Source organism: Streptomyces cyaneofuscatus (assembly GCF_033109485.1).
Classification (GTDB): domain Bacteria; phylum Actinomycetota; class Actinomycetes; order Streptomycetales; family Streptomycetaceae; genus Streptomyces; species Streptomyces cyaneofuscatus.
Genome location: NZ_CP137002.1, coordinates 4,734,259 through 4,750,933 on the forward strand (window position 1 = coordinate 4,734,259; position 16,675 = coordinate 4,750,933).

Sequence of the window (16,675 nt, forward strand, 5' to 3'; positions counted from 1 at the left end):
AGGCCGCCGTGCCGATACCGCCGTCATCGCCGTCACCGCCGTCGCTGCCGTCAGCCGACGGGCCGCTGACGTACGGGATGCAGCTCCCGGTCCAGTCGCAGAGCGCCATCTACGCCGAGCCCTGGGAGGCGGCGGCGACCCCCGCCGACCTCGTCCGCATCGCCCGGGCCGCCGACCGCGGCGGCTTCGCCTACATCGCGAGCTGCGACCACATCGCCATCCCGCGCCGGCTCGCGGAGGGGATGAGCACGGTCTGGTACGACCCCGTCGCCACGCTCGCGTTCCTCGCCGGGGTCACCGAGCGCGTGCTCCTGATGAGCCATGTCGCCGTCGTCGGGCTGCGCCACCCGCTCATCACCGCCAAGCAGTACGCCACCCTCGACCACCTCAGCGGCGGCCGGCTGATCCTCGGCGTCGGCGCCGGGCACGTACGGGAGGAGTTCGAGGCGGTCGGGGCGGACTTCGACGGGCGTGGCGGTGTCCTCGGCGAGAGCATCGACGCGCTGCGGGCCGCGCTCGGGCCCGATGAGTACCCGGAGTTCGCGGGGGAGCGGTACTCCTTCGGCGGCCTCGGCCAACTGCCGCGCCCCGCACGGGAGAAGGTGCCGATCTGGGTGGGCGGCTCCTCGCCCGCCGCCGTGCGCCGGGCGGCCGTACGCGGGGACGGCTGGCTCCCGCAGGGCGATGCCCGCGACCGGCTGCCCGCGCAGATCGCCCGGGTGCACGCCCTGCGGGAGGAGGCGGGGGTGGGGGAGCCGATCGTGATCGGCGCGATCACCGAACCGCTGTACGTGGGTGAGCCCGGGTGGTCCGTCGGGCGGCGGACGCTCACAGGGAAGCCCGAAGCGCTCGCGGAGTCGCTGCGGGAGTACGCGGCGATCGGCGTGCACCAGATCCAGGTGCGGTTCCGGAGCCGGAGCGTGGACGAACTGACCGATCAGATGGCGGCGTTCGGTGCGGACGTGGCCCCGTACCTCAACCAGTAGGGAGCGCGGAATGGGCAGGCTGGACGGGCGGGTCGTCCTCGTCACCGGGGCGGCGCGCGGGCAGGGCGAGCAGGAGGCGCGGCTCTTCGCGGCGGAGGGGGCGCGCGTCGTCATCGCCGATGTGCTGGTCGAGCAAGGGGAGGCGCTGGCGAAGGAGTTGGGGGAGGGGGCCGCCCGGTTCGTGCGGCTGGACGTGGGGAGCGAGGAGGGGTGGGCCGAGGCGGTGGCCGTGGCCCGGGACGCCTTCGGGAAGATCGACGGGCTCGTCAACAACGCGGGCATCCTGCGCTTCAACGAGCTGGTCAACACCCCGCTGGCCGAGTTCGAGCAGGTGGTGCGGGTCAATATGACGGGTGCGTTCCTCGGCATCCGGGCCGTGGCGCCGGAGATCGAGGCGGCGGGCGGCGGGACGATCGTCAACACGTCCTCGTACACCGGTCTGACGGGCATGGCGCTGGTGGGCGCGTACGCCGCGACCAAGCACGCCGTCCTCGGGCTGACCAAGGTCGCCGCCGTGGAGCTGGCGGGCAAGGGGATTCGGGTCAACGCCATCTGCCCGGGGGCGATCGATACGGCGATGAGCAATCCGGCGCTGCTCGATCCGGATGCCGATCTGAGCAGGTCCGACGCGGCGCTGGACGCGTACTACCGCAAGCTCGTGCCGATGGGGCGGATCGGCCGGCCGGAGGAGGTGGCCGCGCTGGCCCTCTTCCTGACCGCCGAGGACTCCTCGTACATCACCGGGCAGCCGTTCGTCGTCGACGGGGGGTGGCTGGCGGGGGTGAGTCTGTTCTGATCGCGTTGCCTGACGGGTCGTCAGCTATTGACGGGTCGCGGTGGCGGTGGAACAGTCGGTCGCATCACAATCTGACGGTGCGTCAGAAAAACTCGAGGACGGTGAACCTCCGTGGAATTCGGGCTCTTTGTTCAGGGGTACGTGCCCGCCGCGCGCGCCAAGGTGGACCCCGAGGCAGAGCACAAGGCACTGATCGAGGAGACCGAGTACGTCATCCAGGCGGACAAGTCCGGCTTCAAGTACGCCTGGGCCTCCGAGCACCACTTCCTGGAGGAGTACTCGCACATCTCCGCCAACGACGTGTACCTCGGCTATCTCGCGCACGCCACCGACCGCATCCACCTCGGCTCGGGCATCTTCAACCCGCTGGCCCCCGTCAACCACCCGGTGAAGGTCGCCGAGAAGGTCGCCATGCTCGACCATCTCTCCGAGGGACGCTTCGAGTTCGGCACCGGGCGGGGGGCGGGCAGCCACGAGATCCTCGGGTTCATGCCGGGCATCACCGACATGAACCACACGAAGGAGCTCTGGGAGGAGACGATCGCCGAGTTCCCCAAGATGTGGCTCCAGGACGAGTACGTGGGCTTCCAGGGCAAGCACTGGTCGCTCCCGCCGCGCAAGATCCTGCCGAAGCCTTACGGGGGTGCGCACCCGGCCATGTGGTACGCGGCCGGGTCGCCGTCCTCGTACGCCATGGCGGGGAAGAAGGGGCTCGGGGTGCTGGGCTTCAGCGTGCAGAAGGTCTCCGACATGGAGTGGGTCGTCGAGTCCTACAAGAACGCGGTCAAGGACGCGGAGCCGGTGGGGGCGTTCGTCAACGACAACGTGATGGTCACCTCGACCGCCATCTGCGCCGAGACGCATGCGGAGGCGGTGCGGATCGCGGTGGGGGGCGGGTTGAACTACCTCCAGTCGCTGCTGTTCCGCTACCACGACACGTTTCCCCGGCCGGAGGGGATTCCGGAGTGGCCGGAGCTGCTGCCGGAGTACACGGAGGAGATCGTGGAGCTGCTCATCGCGGAGGAGCTGATGATCTGCGGGGATCCCGATGAGGTGCTGAAGCAGTGCCGGCGCTGGGATCAGGCGGGGGCGGATCAGCTGAGCTTCGGGCTGCCGATCGGGATCAGTCCGCAGGACACGATGACGACGATCCGGCTGATCGGGGAACACGTGATTCCGAAGATCGATACGGATCCGGTGCATCGGACCTCGCGGTTCCGGGCCGCCGCCGACTGATTCGGGGCGCTGCCCCGGACCCCGCTCCTCAATCGTCGGAGGGGCTGAGAAGACTCGCCTGAGGAGCGGGGGTGTGGGGGCGGAGCCCCCACCCGGAGCTGGGCGGCGTCTTCCCGGACCGTCGCCCTGTGAGCCGGGGTGCGTACCGCGGCCAAGGCGTACGTACCCCGGCTGTCCCACCCGGAGAAGAAGCCCACGAGAAGGGACTCCGTCATGCTCGACCACCTCATCCGCCGCGCGACCGTCGTGGACGGCACCGGCGGTCCCGCCTACACCGCCGACGTCGGCCTCCGCGGCGGCCGGATCGCCGTCATCGCCGAGCCGGGGGCCGTCACCGAGGAGGCTGTCACCAGCGAGGACGCCGACGGGCTCGTCCTCGCCCCCGGCTTCGTCGACCCGCACACGCACTACGACGCCCAGCTCTTCTGGGACCCCTACGCCACCCCCTCCATGAACCACGGCGTCACCACCGTCGCGGGCGGCAACTGCGGGTTCACCCTCGCGCCCCTGAACCCCGACCGGCCCGAGGACGCCGACTACACCCGCCGGATGATGTCCCGGGTGGAGGGGATGGCCCTCGCCGCCCTGGAGGAAGGCGTCGACTGGACCTGGTCCACCTTCCGCGAGTACCTCGACGCCCTCGAAGGCCGCATCGCCGTCAACGCCGGGTTCATGGTCGGGCACTGCGCCCTGCGGCGGCATGTCATGGGTGCCGATGCCGTGGGCGGGCAGCCCACCCCGGCCCAGATGGACGCCATGCTCGCCCTCTTCCACGACGCCATGGACGCCGGGGCCTGGGGGCTCTCCACCACCCAGTCCTCCACCCACGCCGACGGTGACGGCGAACCCGTCGCCTCCCGGCACGCGCGACCCGAAGAGCTCCTCGCGCTCTCCCGCGCGGTCGGTGAGCACGAGGGGACCCAGCTCGAAGCCATCGTCGCCGGGTGCCTGGACCAGTTCTCCGACGAGGAGATCGACCTCTTCGTCGACATGACCGCCGCCGCCGGGCGCCCGCTCAACTGGAACGTCCTCACCATCGACGCCGCCGTCCCCGAACGCGTACCGCGCCAGTTGATACCGAGTGAGCGAGCCCGCCGCGCCGGCGGCCGGATCGTCGCGCTCACCATGCCGATCCTCACGCCCATGAACATGTCCCTCGGCACCTTCTGCGCCCTCAACCTCATCCCCGGCTGGGGCGAGATCCTCGCGCTCCCCGTCCCCGAGCGCATCGAACGCCTCCGGGACGCCGACACCCGCGCCGAGATGCTCCGCCGCGCCGACAGCAAGGAGGCCGGGGTCTTCCGCCGCCTCGCCGACTTCGGCCGGTACGTCATCGGGGACACGTACAGCGCCGCCAACGAAGGGCTCAGCGGGCGCGTCGTCAACGACATCGCGGCCGAACGCGGCCAGGACCCCTTCACTTGCCTGGTCGAGATCTGCGCCGCCGACGACCTGCGTACGGTCCTGTGGCCGATGCCCACCGACAACGACCCGGACTCCTGGGCGCTGCGCCGGCGCACCTGGGAGCACGAGGACGTCATGCTCGGCGGCTCCGACGCGGGCGCGCACCTCGACCGGATGTGCGGGGCCCCGTACACCACCCGCTTCCTCGGCGACTGTCTGCGCGGTCGCAAGCTCCTCCCGCTCACCACCGCCGTCCGCATGCTCACCGACGACCCCGCCCGCCTCTTCGGGCTGCGCGAACGCGGCCGGATCGAGGAGGGCTTCCACGCCGACCTCGTCCTCTTCGACCCCGAGCGGATCGACGCCGGGCCCGCCACCCTCGTCCACGACCTGCCCGGGGACAGCCCGCGCCTGGACTCCAAGGCCATCGGCATCGTCTCCGTACGCGTCAACGGGGTCGAGACCCTGCGCGACGACAAGGTGACGGGGGCGGTGCCGGGGACGGTGCTGCGCTCGGGCCGCGACACCCGGACGGTGAGTACGGCGTGAGCGCTGACAGCACCGGGAAGCTCTTCATCGGCGGGGAGTGGGTCGAACCCGATCACGGACACTACGAAGTCATCGACCCGGCCACCGAGGAGGTCGTCGGCCTCGCCCCCGAGGCCAGCCGTGGCCAGGTGTACGAGGCGGCCGCAGCGGCTCGCGACGCCTTCGGCCCGTGGTCGCGCACCCGGCCCGAGGAACGCGCCGCCATCCTCGACCGGGCCGCCGACCTCATCCAGCGCGACTTCCGCGCCCACGCCGACCTCGCCCGCGCCGAGAGCGGAGCCACCGCCTCCACCGCCCGGGGGATGCAGGTCGCCGTCGGTGCCGCCCGCTTCCGGCGGTACGCGCGCGGCGCCCTGGAGCCCGTCGAGGAGGCCATCGCGCCGCAGGTCAACGAGGCCGGGCCGATGGGGCGGGCCGGGGTCTTCGGGGCGCTGGCCGTCCGCCAGCCGGTCGGCGTGGTCACCTGCATCACCTCGTACAACAACCCCTGGGCCAACCCGGCGGGCAAGGTCGCGCCCGCCCTCGCGATGGGCAACACGGTCCTCGTGAAGCCCGCCCCGCAGGACCCGCTCTCCGTCTACCGGATGGCCGCCGCCCTCGCGGAGGCGGGCGTTCCGCCGGGGGTCGTCAACGTCGTCACCGGGTCGGGCGCGGCGGCGGGCGAGGCCGCCGTGGACTCCCCGGACGTCGACATGGTCAGCTTCACCGGCTCCACCGCCGTCGGGCAGCGCATCGCGGAGGTGTGCGGGCGCGGGATGAAGCGGCAGCTGATGGAGCTGGGCGGGAAAGGCGCCGCGCTGGTCCTGGAGGACGCGGACCTCAGCTCCGCCGTCGCCGGGATCGGGACCACCTTCTCCTTCTACAGCGGACAGATCTGTACGGCTCCGACCCGCGTCCTGGTCCACCGGTCCCGGCACGACGAGCTGGTCGCCGCGCTCGCCGCGTACGCGAACGCGCTCACCGTCGGCGACCCCGCCGACCGGACCACCGTCGTCGGCCCGGTCATCTCCGCCGCCCACCGCGACCGCGTCGAGGCGTACGTGGAGCTGGGCCGGAAGGAGGGCGCGCGGGTCGTCACCGGCGGCACCCGCCCCGCCCACCTGGACCGGGGCTTCTACGTCGCCCCCACCCTCCTCGCCGACTGCACCCCCGACCTGCGGGTCGTCCGCGAGGAGATCTTCGGGCCGGTCGTCGTGGTCGTCCCCTTCGACGACGAGGAGGAGGGCGTCGCGCTCGCCAACGACAGCGACTACGGCCTCATCGACTACGTCTGGTCCGGCGATGTGGCCCGCGCCTTCCGCATCGCCCGGCGGCTGCGGGCGGGCGGGGTCGGCGTCAACACGGTCGGGCGGAACATGGAGGCCCCGTTCGGCGGGTTCAAGAAGAGCGGCGTGGGACGGGACGTGGGCTCGTACGCGCTGCACGCCTACAGCGAGACGCAGGCGATCGTCTGGCCCGGCTGAGGGCCTTCCCCGGCGGCGCGGGAAAATTTTGAAACGGTATAAAACGGACAGTGCTGCGATTACCGTACGTGGCCACCGTCATGCGACCGGCATGCATTGCAAGGCGCTGTGTGCAAGTGACCTTGAATTCATCAAGTATTCATCGAGGATCGGCCGGTGTAACCAAGGGTGAGACATGGGAGTCTCACCCTCCGGATGTGGATATCGCAGCGCATAACGTCCCTCTCATGACTCAGCTGGACGCGCGGCCACAGGCCGGAGACACGGTACGGGGAAGCGCCCCGGCCGACGGCCGTGACGGGGGCGTACGCGGCAAGGGGCTCGGCGGGAACTCCGTCGGACTGATGGGCAGCGCCGTCATCGGTGTCTCCACCGTCGCCCCCGTCTACTGCCTCACCTCGACCCTCGGCTCCACCGCCGGTGAGGTCGGCGTGCAGATGCCCGCCGTCTTCCTGGCCGGGTTCCTGCCGATGCTGCTCGTCGCCTTCGCCTACCGCGAGCTCAACCGGGTCATGCCGGACTGCGGCACCTCCTTCACCTGGACGGTGAAGGCATTCGGCCCGCGCGTCGGCTGGATGTGCGGCTGGGGCCTGGTCATCGCGACGATCATCGTCCTGTCCAACCTGGCGGGCGTCGCCACCTCGTACTTCTGGCTGCTGGCCGGCGAGGTCACCAACAGCGCGTCGGTCGCCGCGCTGGACGACAACAAACTCGTCCACATCGGCACCTGCCTCGCGCTCATCGCCGCCGCCACCGCGATCAGCTACCGGGGGATGACGGCCACCAAGGGCGTCCAGTACGCGTTGGTCGGACTCCAGCTCGCCGTGCTCGCGCTCTTCGTGACGATGGCCCTGTCCAAGGCGGGCAGCGGCGGCGCGGACTTCGCCGGTTCGCTCGACTTCTCCTGGTCGTGGATGAACCCGTTCGCCGTCCAGTCCTTCGCGGCCTTCACCGCCGGTCTCTCCCTCTCGATCTTCATGTTCTGGGGCTGGGACGCCTGTCTGACCGCCAACGAGGAGACCACCGGCAGCGAGAAGACCCCCGGCCGCGCCGCGCTCATCGCGATGGTCGTCCTGGTCGGCTCCTACCTGGCCACCGGCATCGCCGCCCAGATGGCCGTCGGCTCCGGCACCTCCGGGCTCGGCCTCGCCAACCCGGAGACCTCCGACAACGTCTTCGCCGCCCTCGCCGGACCGGTGATGGGCCCCGGCCTCGGCGTCCTGCTCTTCGTCGCCGTCCTCGCCTCGGCCGCCGCCAGCCTCCAGACCACGTTCATCCCGGTCGCCCGGACGGTCCTGGCGATGTCGGCGTACGAGGCGATGCCGGCCTCGTACGCCAAGGTCCACCCCCGCTTCAAGACGCCCGGCCGGGCGACGGTCACGGCGGGCATCGGGACCGGCGTCTTCTACACCGTGATGACGCTGATCAGCGAGCACGTCCTGATCGACACCATCTACGCGCTCGGCCTGATGATCTGCTTCTACTACGCGCTGACGGCCTTCGCCTGCGTCTGGTACTTCCGCGCCGAACTCACCCGCTCCGGACGGGACCTGGTTTTCAAGGGCCTCTTCCCGGCCGTCGGCGGTCTGCTGCTCGCCGCCGTCTTCGCCAAGACCCTCTACGACATGTGGGACCCTGCGTACGGCTCCGGCTCCTCGGTCTTCGGCGTCGGCTCGGTCTTCGTGATCGGGGTGGGGCTGCTGCTCCTCGGTGTGGTGCTGATGGTCGCGATGGAGCGCCGCAGCCCGGCGTTCTTCCGGGGTGAGGTACTGACGAAGGAGACCCCGGCCCTCGTGGTCGAGGACTGAGGTCTCCGGTACCGGCTTCTTCAGGGTTACGGGCGCCAGTAACCCAGCGCGTTCACCCGGTCCTTGGGCAGGCCCAGCTCCTTGCGGAGGTAGGCCGCCAGGGTCCGGGTGGTCGACGTGTCGCAGGCGACCCAGACGTACGCGTCCGAGCGGTCGTCGCCCAGCAGCGCGGGAAGGGCCGCCTTCACCTCGGCGACCAGGTGCGCACCGCCCTCGCGACGCTCGACGTGGTGCAGGGTGTGGTGGGCCTCGTCGAGGCGGAACGGCAGTTTCCGGTCGTCCTCGTCGGAGGACTCGAACCAGATCGTCGCCGGGGTCTGCGGGATAGCGTCCAGCAGCGAGTTGATCGCCGGGAGCGCGGCCGGGTCACCGATCACGAAGAGCCGCTTCGGCGCCGGGTCGGGCAGCGTGAAGCCCGTGCCCTGGAGCGTCGCGTCGATCGTGTCGCCGGCTTTGGTCTCTTTCGCCCAGTCGCAGGCGGGGCCCTCGTGGAGGGCGAATTCCAGACTGAAGGTGCCGGCCTCGGGGTCCGGGTCGACCAGCGTGTAGGCGCGCTGGTGCGGTTTGCCGTCCTTCTCGAACCAGAGCCGCACCCACATCGTGGGGTGCGCCCCGCCGGTCGCGGCGAGCAGCCCTCCATCGGTCACGTGCACCCGGCGGAACCGGTCGGTGACTTGCTCGGCGCCGGTCACGGTGAACGTGAAATCCCGCCCCCGGAACAGTTTGAGAACGACGCCTTCCCAGCCATGACCCACGGTGTCTCCCACCCTCCCTTGGTGCCCCGGCCCACTGCCCAAAGGGCCACTTTGGTTAGGCTAACCTAAATTCCGGGGGCTGGGGAGTGGCTGAAAACCACCGGGAGCATGGGGAAGGGCAGAGCGATGACGACCGCTGACGTCGACAGTGAGAGACCGGACACGGGGGCCGCCGGTGGCTTCGAGGTCTTCCGGGACGACTGGGGGATACCCCATCTGAAGGCCGGCGGCGCGCTCGCGCTCGCCCGCGCCCAGGGCCACAACGCCGCCCTGGACCGCGCCTGGCAGCTGGAGACCGAGCGCCACCGGGTGCTCGGCACGACCGCCGCGTACCTCGGTGCCGAGGCGCTCGACTGGGACCGGTTCGCCCGGCGCGCCCGGCTCGCCGACACCGCCCGCCGCTGCTACGACCGGCTCGCGCCCGAGACCGCCGCCTGGGTGGGCGCGTACGTCGACGGGGTCAACGCGGGCCTGGCCGAAGGGGCCGCCCGCGCACCGGAGTTCGCCGCCGCCGGGCTCGCCCCGGGCCGCTGGGAGCCCTGGACCCCGCTCGGCGTCTGGCTCTCCACCCACATCCTCTTCGCCGGGTTCCCCACCAAACTCTGGCGTGAAGAGGTCGCCCGCAGGCTCGGCGACGGCCGCGCGACCCTCTTCGCCACCGACGGCCCCGGCACCTCCGGCTCCAACGGCTGGCTGCTCACCGGCGCCCGCACCACCACCGGCGCCCCGGTCATCGCGGGCGACCCGCACCGCTTCATCGAGGACCCGGGCGTCTACCAGCAGATCCGGCTCGCCTGCCCCGAGTTCGACGTGGTGGGCCTCGCCGTCCCCGGTGTCCCGGGCATCGCCCACTTCGGGCACGCGGGCGGCGTCGCCTGGGCGATCACCAACGCGATGGCCGACTACCAGGACCTCTACCGGGAGCAGCTGCGCCGCACGGCGGACGGCGGGGTGGAGGCGCTCGGCCCGGACGGCTGGTACGCGGTCCACGCCCACACGGAGACCGTCGAGGTCGCCGGGGGAGAGCCGGAGACGGTCGAGATCGTGGAGACGGACCGGGGGCCGGTGATCATCGGGGACGTACGCGACGATGCGCCCGGCGCCGAGGTGCCCGACGCTGCGAGCCCGGACCTGCACGACGATCCGAGCCCCGACGCGCCCGTCATCAGCCTCCGCTACCCGCCCCGCGTCACCGGCGACCTCGGCTTCGACGTCCTGCCGACCCTCCTCCGGGCCCGTACGGTCGCCGACCTCGACACCGCCCTCGACGGCTGGGTCGAACCCGTCAACGTGGTCCTGGCCGCCGACACCACCGGGGCCACCCTGCACCGGGTCGCCGGACACGTCCCCGTGCGCCCGCACGAGAACCGGCTCCGGGTCGTCCCCGCGCACGACCCCGCGTACGCCTGGCGCGAAGGCGCCGAGCCCACCCCCCGTACCGAGGTCGACCCGGCCACCGGCACCGCCGTGATGGCCAACGAGCGCGGGCTCGCCGCCCCCCTCGGCATCGAGTTCGCGCCCCCGCACCGGGCCCGCCGCATACGGGAGCTGCTCGGCACGCCCCCCGGCTCGGGCGCGCGGGGGCTCACCGGCCCGCCCTGGTCGTCCGCCGACATGGCCGCCGTCCACACCGACACCCGCCTCGCCTCCTCCCGGCAGCTCCTCTCCCTGCTCGCCTGGGCCCCGGAGCTCGGCCCCGACGCCGAACGCCTCCGGGACCGGCTGCTGCTCTGGGACCGCCACATGGACGCGGACAGCGCCGACGCCACCCTCTACTCCCGGCTCCGCGCGGACGTCGTCCACCGGCTGGCCGCCCACCTCGCCCTGCGGCCCGTCACGGGCGACGCCGACCCCTGGCGCTCCGCCGCGTACCCCCCGCTCTTCCGCCCCTGGCTCGCCGCCGTCCCCCGGATCGGCTACGCCCTGGAGACCCTGCTCACCGTCGGACTCCTCCCGTACGAGGACCGGCTGGCGATCGTCGCCGCCTCGGCCGAAGCGGTGGCCGCCACGGAGGCGGAGAGCCCCTGGGGCCAGGTCCACCGGGTCTCGCCGTGGCAGGCGCTGCCGGGCGCGACCCCCGAGGAGGTGTGGCCGGGGCTCGCGGGCGACCACGACTGCGTGCTCTCCACCTCCAGCGTCCCCGGCATCACCGACCTGTTCGCGCGCGGCCCCGCCGCCCGGTACGTCTGGGACCTGGCCCGCCGCGAGGACAGCCTGTGGGTGGTGCCGTTCGGCGCGTCCGGCGTACCGGGCTCCGCCCACCACCGCGACCAGAGCGAACTGTGGGCGAGCGGCCGGCTGGCCCCCGTCACCACGGACTGGAACCTGCTGCACCGCACCGAGGAGAGCACCACCACCATGACCACCACCCCCGAGCCCGCCGCGTCCGCCGCGTCCACCGTCCCGGCCCTGCGCCCCGCCGTCCACGAGCAGAAGGTCGAGGGCTTCGGCGTCGTCCGGCTCGTCCCGGTCGACCCGGCGGCCGACGCCGAGCTGCTGCACCGCTGGGTCACCGAGGAGCGCGCCCGGTTCTGGGGCATGGCCGACCACACCCGCGAACAGGTCCGGGAGATCTACGAGTTCGTCCACTCGCTCCCCACCCACCACGCCTACCTGGCGCTGCGCGACGGCGTCCCGGCCGCGCTCTTCCAGACGTACCAGCCGGACGCCGACCCGGTGGGCGAGTGCTACGACGTCCAGCCCGGGGACTTCGGCATCCACCTGCTGATCGCGCCCGCCGAGGGCGAGGGCGCGGTGAAGGGGTACACCGACGCCCTGCTCACCGCGTTCATCGGCTACGTCTTCAGCGACCCGGCCCACCTGCGGGTCGTCGTCGAGCCGGACGCCCGCAACGAGAAGGCGCTCGCGCGGATGGTCCGGGTCGGCTTCGAGCTGGGCCCGGAGATCCGGAAGCCGGAGAAGACGGCGAGGCTGGCGTTCCTGACCCGGGCGGCGCTGGGCCTGGTCTGAGGGTCGTGGTCCTGCCGCGCGGCGCTCAGGGGCCGTTCCGGACGGGCCGTCGGCGAATGCCACATCGGCCTCGCCGCCGGTGCCGTCGGTGTGCTCCTCCCGCTCTTCTTCCTCTTCGCCTACACCGGCGGCCTCTGAGCCCTCTGTGGTCGCACACGCGGCTACAGAGGGCTCGTCCCGTCCCGGTTCAGCTCGCCGCCCTCCCGGAACAGCCGCCGGGCGACGACGTGACCGCGCCCGGCGGCCATCCGGAACCACGGCTCCGCCGCCGCCAGACCCTCGCGCTCCTGGACCAGCCGGCCCAGCTCCCACATCGACTCCACGTCCCCGGCCTTCACCGCCTGCCGCAGCATCCGCTCGGCGGCGTCCGGCCGCCCCTGGCTCCGCGCGTCCAGGGCGAGCGTGCGCAGCCCCCGTACGGCACGGGCGTCCCCGGCGGCAGCGGCGACGGCCAGCTGCCGGGGGTCCGGCGGACGGCGGTAGCGCTGGGCGATCAGCAGCAGGATCCCGGCCGCCCACATGATCCAGCTCAGGCTGATCAGCGTGTCGCTGCCCAGCCACACACCGGTCAGGCTCAGCACTCCGCCTGCGGGCAGCAGGAAGAACCCCAGTCCCATTCCCATCGCACGTCCTCTCCGGCGGTCCTCTCCCGCGATCCTGCCTGCTCCCAGGCTATGGCCAGGGCTGACATGGTCTCGGAATTCTCGGGTGTACGGCATACCTTGGCCCCCCGTACAGACGACGGAGGTGTTCGATGCGGATCGCCACAACCATCTTCCTCACCGACGAGACGGTGACACCCGTGCGGCTGGCGCGCGAGCTGGAGCAGCGCGGGTTCGCCGGTCTCTATCTGCCCGAGCACACCCACATCCCGGTGAGCCGCCGCACCCCGTACCCGGCGGGCGGTGACCTGCCCCGCGAGTACGGCCGCACCCTGGACCCCTTCGTGGCGCTCGGCCAGGCGGCGGCCGTCACCGAACGGATCACGCTCGGCACCGGGATCACGCTGGTCGCCCAGCACGACCCGGTCGACCTGGCCAAGCAGGTCGCGACCCTGGACCACCTCTCCGGCGGCCGGTTCACCCTCGGTGTCGGCTACGGCTGGAACGTGGAGGAGGCCGCCGACCACGGGGTCGAGTGGTCCACGCGCCGGGAGCTGGCGCGCGACCGGATGGCGCTGATGCGGGCGCTGTGGTCGGCCGAACCGACGGCGTACGAAGGGGAGTTCGAGTCGGTCCAGGCGAGCTTCGCGTTCCCGAAGCCGGCTCAGGCGCCGCGCGGTCCGGTGGTCGGCCCGCGCACGCTGATCGGCGGCGGGGCGGGCCCGAAGCTGTTCGCGGCGATCGCGGAGCACGCGGACGGCTGGCTGCCCATCGGCGGCCGGGGCCTGACGGAGTCCGTCCCGAAGCTGCGGGCGGCCTGGGAGGAGGCGGGGCGCGACCCGAAGGAGCTCCAGGTGGTGCCGTACGCCGTCCTCCCCGACGCCGGGAAGCTCGCGCACTACGCGGAGCTGGGCATCGAGGAGGTCGTACTCCAGCTGCCCCCGGCCGGTGAGCGGGAGGTGCTGCGGGTCCTGGACGGGTACGCGGCGTTCCTCTGAGGCACCGGGCGGGGAACCCTCTGAGGTGTCCCTGGCACCGCCCCGTGCAACCGGGGGCGCCGACAGGGCATCCTTACCCTCGGGGGATCGCAAACGTGGGCACCGCCCGTACGCGCTTTCGGGCGTGCGGGCGGGCGGCCCGGCTGGGTGGGGAGTGGAATGAACAGGCCGTTGCGGCACATAGCCATCTTCTGCGGGCTCCTGATGCTGGGGCTGCTGCTGCGGGCGAACTGGCTGCAGCAGGTCGACCGCGTGGAGCTGTCCCAGCACGAGAAGAACCACCGGGTCCGGTTCGAGCGGTTCGCCACCCCGCGCGGCGACATCATCGTCGGCGGCAAGGCGATCACCGGCTCGAAGGAGACGGAGAGCAGGGACTACACCTTCCGGCGCACCTGGAAGGAAGGCCCGATGTACGCGCCCGTCACCGGGTACGCCTCCCAGGCCCAGGGCACCTCGCTGCTGGAGCGGACGTACGACAGCGTCCTCAGCGGCCAGGACGACCGCTTCGCCTTCCGGCACGCCAAGGACGTCCTCACCGGGCAGCCGAGGCGCGGCGGCAGCGTGATCACCACGATCGACCCGAAGGCGCAGAAGGCGGGCTACAAGGGGCTGACCGACCTGGGCGCCCGGGGCGCGGTCGTCGCCCTGGAGCCGGGCACCGGCAAGGTGCTCGCGCTCGTCTCGACGCCTTCGTACGACCCCGGGGTCTTCGCCGGGATCTCGTTCAAGGAGAGCGACCGCTTCAAGAAGCTCCTCGACGACAAGGCCAAGCCGCTGGCCAACCGCCCGCTGCGCGAGACCTTCCCGCCCGGCTCGACCTTCAAGATCCTCACGGCCGCGGCGGCGCTGGAGCACGGCGTCGTCTCGGACGTGGACGCCCCGACGAAGGCGGTCTCGCCGTATCCGCTGCCGCTCTCCCGCAACAAGATCGGCAGCGAGGCGGGGGACGGCATCTGCAACAAGGCGTCCATGAAGACGGCCATGCAGTACTCCTGCAACAACGTCTTCCTCGACGCGGCCGCCGAGCTGGGCGAGGACCGGATGCGGGAGACGGCGGAGAAGTTCGGCTTCAACGAGGACGTGTACGCGGAGGAGTTCGGCGACATGCTCGCCACGAAGAGCCTCTACCCGGCCGAGCTCGACAAGCCCGGCACGGCCCTCACCGGCATGGGCCAGGGCAGCCTGACGAGCACCCCGATGCAGATGGCGATGGTGACCGCGGCCCTCGCCAACGACGGCAAGCTGATGCAGCCGTACATCGTGGAGGAGCTGAAGGGCCCGGACCTGTCCACGCTGGAGACGAACAACCCGGCGGAGATGAGCCAGGCCGTCTCACCGGAGACGGCGAAGAAGGTCCAGGAGATGATGGAGCACACCGCGAAGGAGGGCAGCGCGCAGCGCGCCCTGATCGACGGGGTGACGGTCGGCGGCAAGACGGGCACCGCCCAGCGCGGGGTGAACGTGCGCGACGAGGTCCCGTACGGCTGGTTCGTCAGCTACGCCAAGACGGACGACGGCCGGTCGGTCGCCGTCGCCGTCTTCATCGACCCGACGGACATGGACATCTCCCGCTCCGACATCTCCGGTGGCCGCCTCGGCGCCCCGATCGCGAAGAAGGTGATGGAGGCGGCGCTGGGCAAGTAGCCTGCCGGGCGCCGGAATTGGCCGGTGCATTGGCCTAGGCCAATGCACATCCGTCCCCGTACCCTCATCCGTAGCCAGTGGCACACGCCCCCCACCCCGGTTGCATGCTGGCGCGGGCACCCCCACCGAACTCTGCCCCGAGCAGCCAGGGTGAACTCCCCCACTCGCCGCCTCCAGGAGGCCACGGTGAAAGTTCGCACCAGAAGCTCGGCGATCATCGGCGCACTTCTCCTCGCAGTGACCCTGCCCCTGACGCTGACCACGGCATCGGCATCGGCATCGGCATCGGCATCGGCCGACGGTTCTTCGGCGCAGGTCGTGCTGACGGAAGTTGCCCGCGCACAGGGCCCGTCGGCCGGTGCCGCCGGACCGGACGGCAAGGTTTGGATAGCCGAACGGGCCGGAACGGTAAGGATCTTGGGCGACTACGGCCTGGGTGACCCGGTCCTCGACATCTCCGACGAGACCACGACCGACGGTGAACGCGGCCTGCTGGGCGTGGCGTTCGACCCGGAGTTCGCGCACTTCTACATCTCGTACACGGACCTCGAAGGCACCAGCACCATCGACGAGTTCGCGGTGGCGGACGGCCAACTCCAGCCGGACACGCGGCGCACGGTCCTCACCCAGGAGCAGCCGTACCCGAACCACAACGGCGGCGACATCAAGTTCGGCCCCGACGGCTACCTCTACATCGCGTTCGGCGACGGCGGCTCGGGCGGCGACCCGCACGGCAACGGCCAGAACCTGGACACGCTGCTCGGCAAGATCCTCCGCATCGACCCGACCGGCGGGGAGCCGTACGCCATCCCGTCCGACAACCCGTTCGTGGCGCAGGACGGCGCGAAGGACGAGATCTGGGCGTACGGGCTCCGCAACCCGTGGCGGTTCTCCTTCGACGCGGGCACGGGCGACCTGCTCATCGGCGACGTCGGCCAGAGCGAGTGGGAGGAGATCGACTGGGCCCCCGCGAGCAGCAAGGGCGGCGAGAACTACGGCTGGTCCTCGATGGAGGGCAACCACCCGTTCCGCGGCGGCACGGAGCCGGCGAACCATGTGCCGCCGGTCCACGAGTACGACCGCAGCGGCCTGGGCTGCTCGGTCACGGGCGGCTTCGTCTACCGGGGCGAGGCGATCGCGGACCTGGCGGGCAGCTACGTCTACAGCGACTACTGCGACGGCACGCTCCGCACGCTGCGCATCGAGGACGGCGCGGTGACGGAGGAGGGCGACCTCGGGGTCCAGGGCGGCGAGGTGATCTCGTTCGTGGAAGCGGGTGACGGGGAGCTCTACGTGCTGGCGATAGGCGGCACGGTCTCGCGCCTGGACCCGGCGTAGGGAGCGGCCCCCCCCTTCCGGCACCCCCTTCAAGTCCGTCCGGCCCACCCCAGCCCGTCCGGCGTTTGAGGACGGAACCTTTGCTGGGGTGGGCCCGGCGCTGTTCTCAGGCTCCTCGTGCGCGAG

At 71.8% G+C, this 16,675-nt stretch carries 12 protein-coding genes; 10 read left to right on the forward strand and 2 right to left on the reverse strand.

What is annotated here, in order from left to right:
* The first annotated feature begins 77 nt into the window (after nucleotides 1–77).
* From R2B67_RS20945 to R2B67_RS20970, 6 genes are all read left to right on the forward strand, one after another.
* Nucleotides 78–986 carry a TIGR03619 family F420-dependent LLM class oxidoreductase gene (locus R2B67_RS20945; protein WP_317824925.1) on the forward strand — a complete coding sequence of 303 codons (909 nt, stop codon included), beginning with the start codon at nucleotides 78–80 and terminating at the stop codon, nucleotides 984–986.
* A 10-nt stretch (nucleotides 987–996) separates the two neighbouring features.
* Nucleotides 997–1,782: an SDR family NAD(P)-dependent oxidoreductase gene (locus R2B67_RS20950; protein WP_317820178.1), complete on the forward strand. Its 786-nt coding sequence runs from the start codon at nucleotides 997–999 to the stop codon at nucleotides 1,780–1,782.
* Nucleotides 1,783–1,893: 111 nt separating this feature from the next.
* Entirely contained in the window at nucleotides 1,894–3,018 is a 1,125-nt protein-coding gene (locus R2B67_RS20955) for an LLM class flavin-dependent oxidoreductase (RefSeq protein ID WP_317820179.1), read from the forward strand.
* Between the two features lie 213 nt (nucleotides 3,019–3,231).
* Complete coding sequence (locus R2B67_RS20960) at nucleotides 3,232–4,971, forward strand: N-acyl-D-amino-acid deacylase family protein (RefSeq protein WP_317820180.1); 1,740 nt, start codon at nucleotides 3,232–3,234, stop codon at nucleotides 4,969–4,971.
* The gene (locus tag R2B67_RS20965; protein ID WP_317820181.1) at nucleotides 4,968–6,434 is read left to right on the forward strand and encodes an aldehyde dehydrogenase family protein; all 1,467 of its coding nucleotides are present in this window, start codon (nucleotides 4,968–4,970) and stop codon (nucleotides 6,432–6,434) included. The genes R2B67_RS20960 and R2B67_RS20965 overlap by 4 nt, the downstream gene beginning before the upstream one ends.
* 227 nt (nucleotides 6,435–6,661) lie before the next feature.
* The gene (locus R2B67_RS20970) at nucleotides 6,662–8,242 is read left to right on the forward strand and encodes an APC family permease (protein ID WP_317820182.1); all 1,581 of its coding nucleotides are present in this window, start codon (nucleotides 6,662–6,664) and stop codon (nucleotides 8,240–8,242) included.
* A 26-nt stretch (nucleotides 8,243–8,268) separates the two neighbouring features.
* Here the strand turns inward: R2B67_RS20970 and R2B67_RS20975 are convergent, their stop codons facing one another.
* Nucleotides 8,269–8,997 (reverse strand): siderophore-interacting protein, encoded by a 729-nt coding sequence (locus R2B67_RS20975; protein ID WP_317824926.1) that lies wholly within the window; start codon nucleotides 8,995–8,997, stop codon nucleotides 8,269–8,271.
* A gap of 126 nt (nucleotides 8,998–9,123) precedes the next feature.
* Between R2B67_RS20975 and R2B67_RS20980 the strand changes: the two genes are divergently transcribed.
* Nucleotides 9,124–11,967, forward strand: a complete 2,844-nt coding sequence (locus tag R2B67_RS20980; RefSeq protein ID WP_317820183.1) for a GNAT family N-acetyltransferase — start codon at nucleotides 9,124–9,126, stop codon at nucleotides 11,965–11,967.
* 161 nt (nucleotides 11,968–12,128) lie between these two features.
* Here R2B67_RS20980 and R2B67_RS20985 read toward each other — a convergent pair whose 3' ends face one another.
* Nucleotides 12,129–12,584 carry an SEL1-like repeat protein gene (locus tag R2B67_RS20985; protein WP_109978229.1) on the reverse strand — a complete coding sequence of 152 codons (456 nt, stop codon included), beginning with the start codon at nucleotides 12,582–12,584 and terminating at the stop codon, nucleotides 12,129–12,131.
* Nucleotides 12,585–12,721: 137 nt separating this feature from the next.
* Here R2B67_RS20985 and R2B67_RS20990 point away from each other — a divergent pair, with 137 nt between their 5' ends.
* From R2B67_RS20990 to R2B67_RS21000, 3 genes are all read left to right on the forward strand, one after another.
* Nucleotides 12,722–13,567, forward strand: coding sequence for an LLM class F420-dependent oxidoreductase (locus R2B67_RS20990; protein ID WP_317820184.1), 846 nt, complete (start codon nucleotides 12,722–12,724; stop codon nucleotides 13,565–13,567).
* 159 nt (nucleotides 13,568–13,726) lie between these two features.
* Entirely contained in the window at nucleotides 13,727–15,211 is a 1,485-nt protein-coding gene (locus R2B67_RS20995; RefSeq protein WP_317820185.1) for a peptidoglycan D,D-transpeptidase FtsI family protein, read from the forward strand.
* Nucleotides 15,212–15,397: 186 nt separating this feature from the next.
* Nucleotides 15,398–16,549, forward strand: coding sequence for a PQQ-dependent sugar dehydrogenase (locus R2B67_RS21000; RefSeq protein ID WP_317820186.1), 1,152 nt, complete (start codon nucleotides 15,398–15,400; stop codon nucleotides 16,547–16,549).
* Nucleotides 16,550–16,675: the final 126 nt, after the last annotated feature.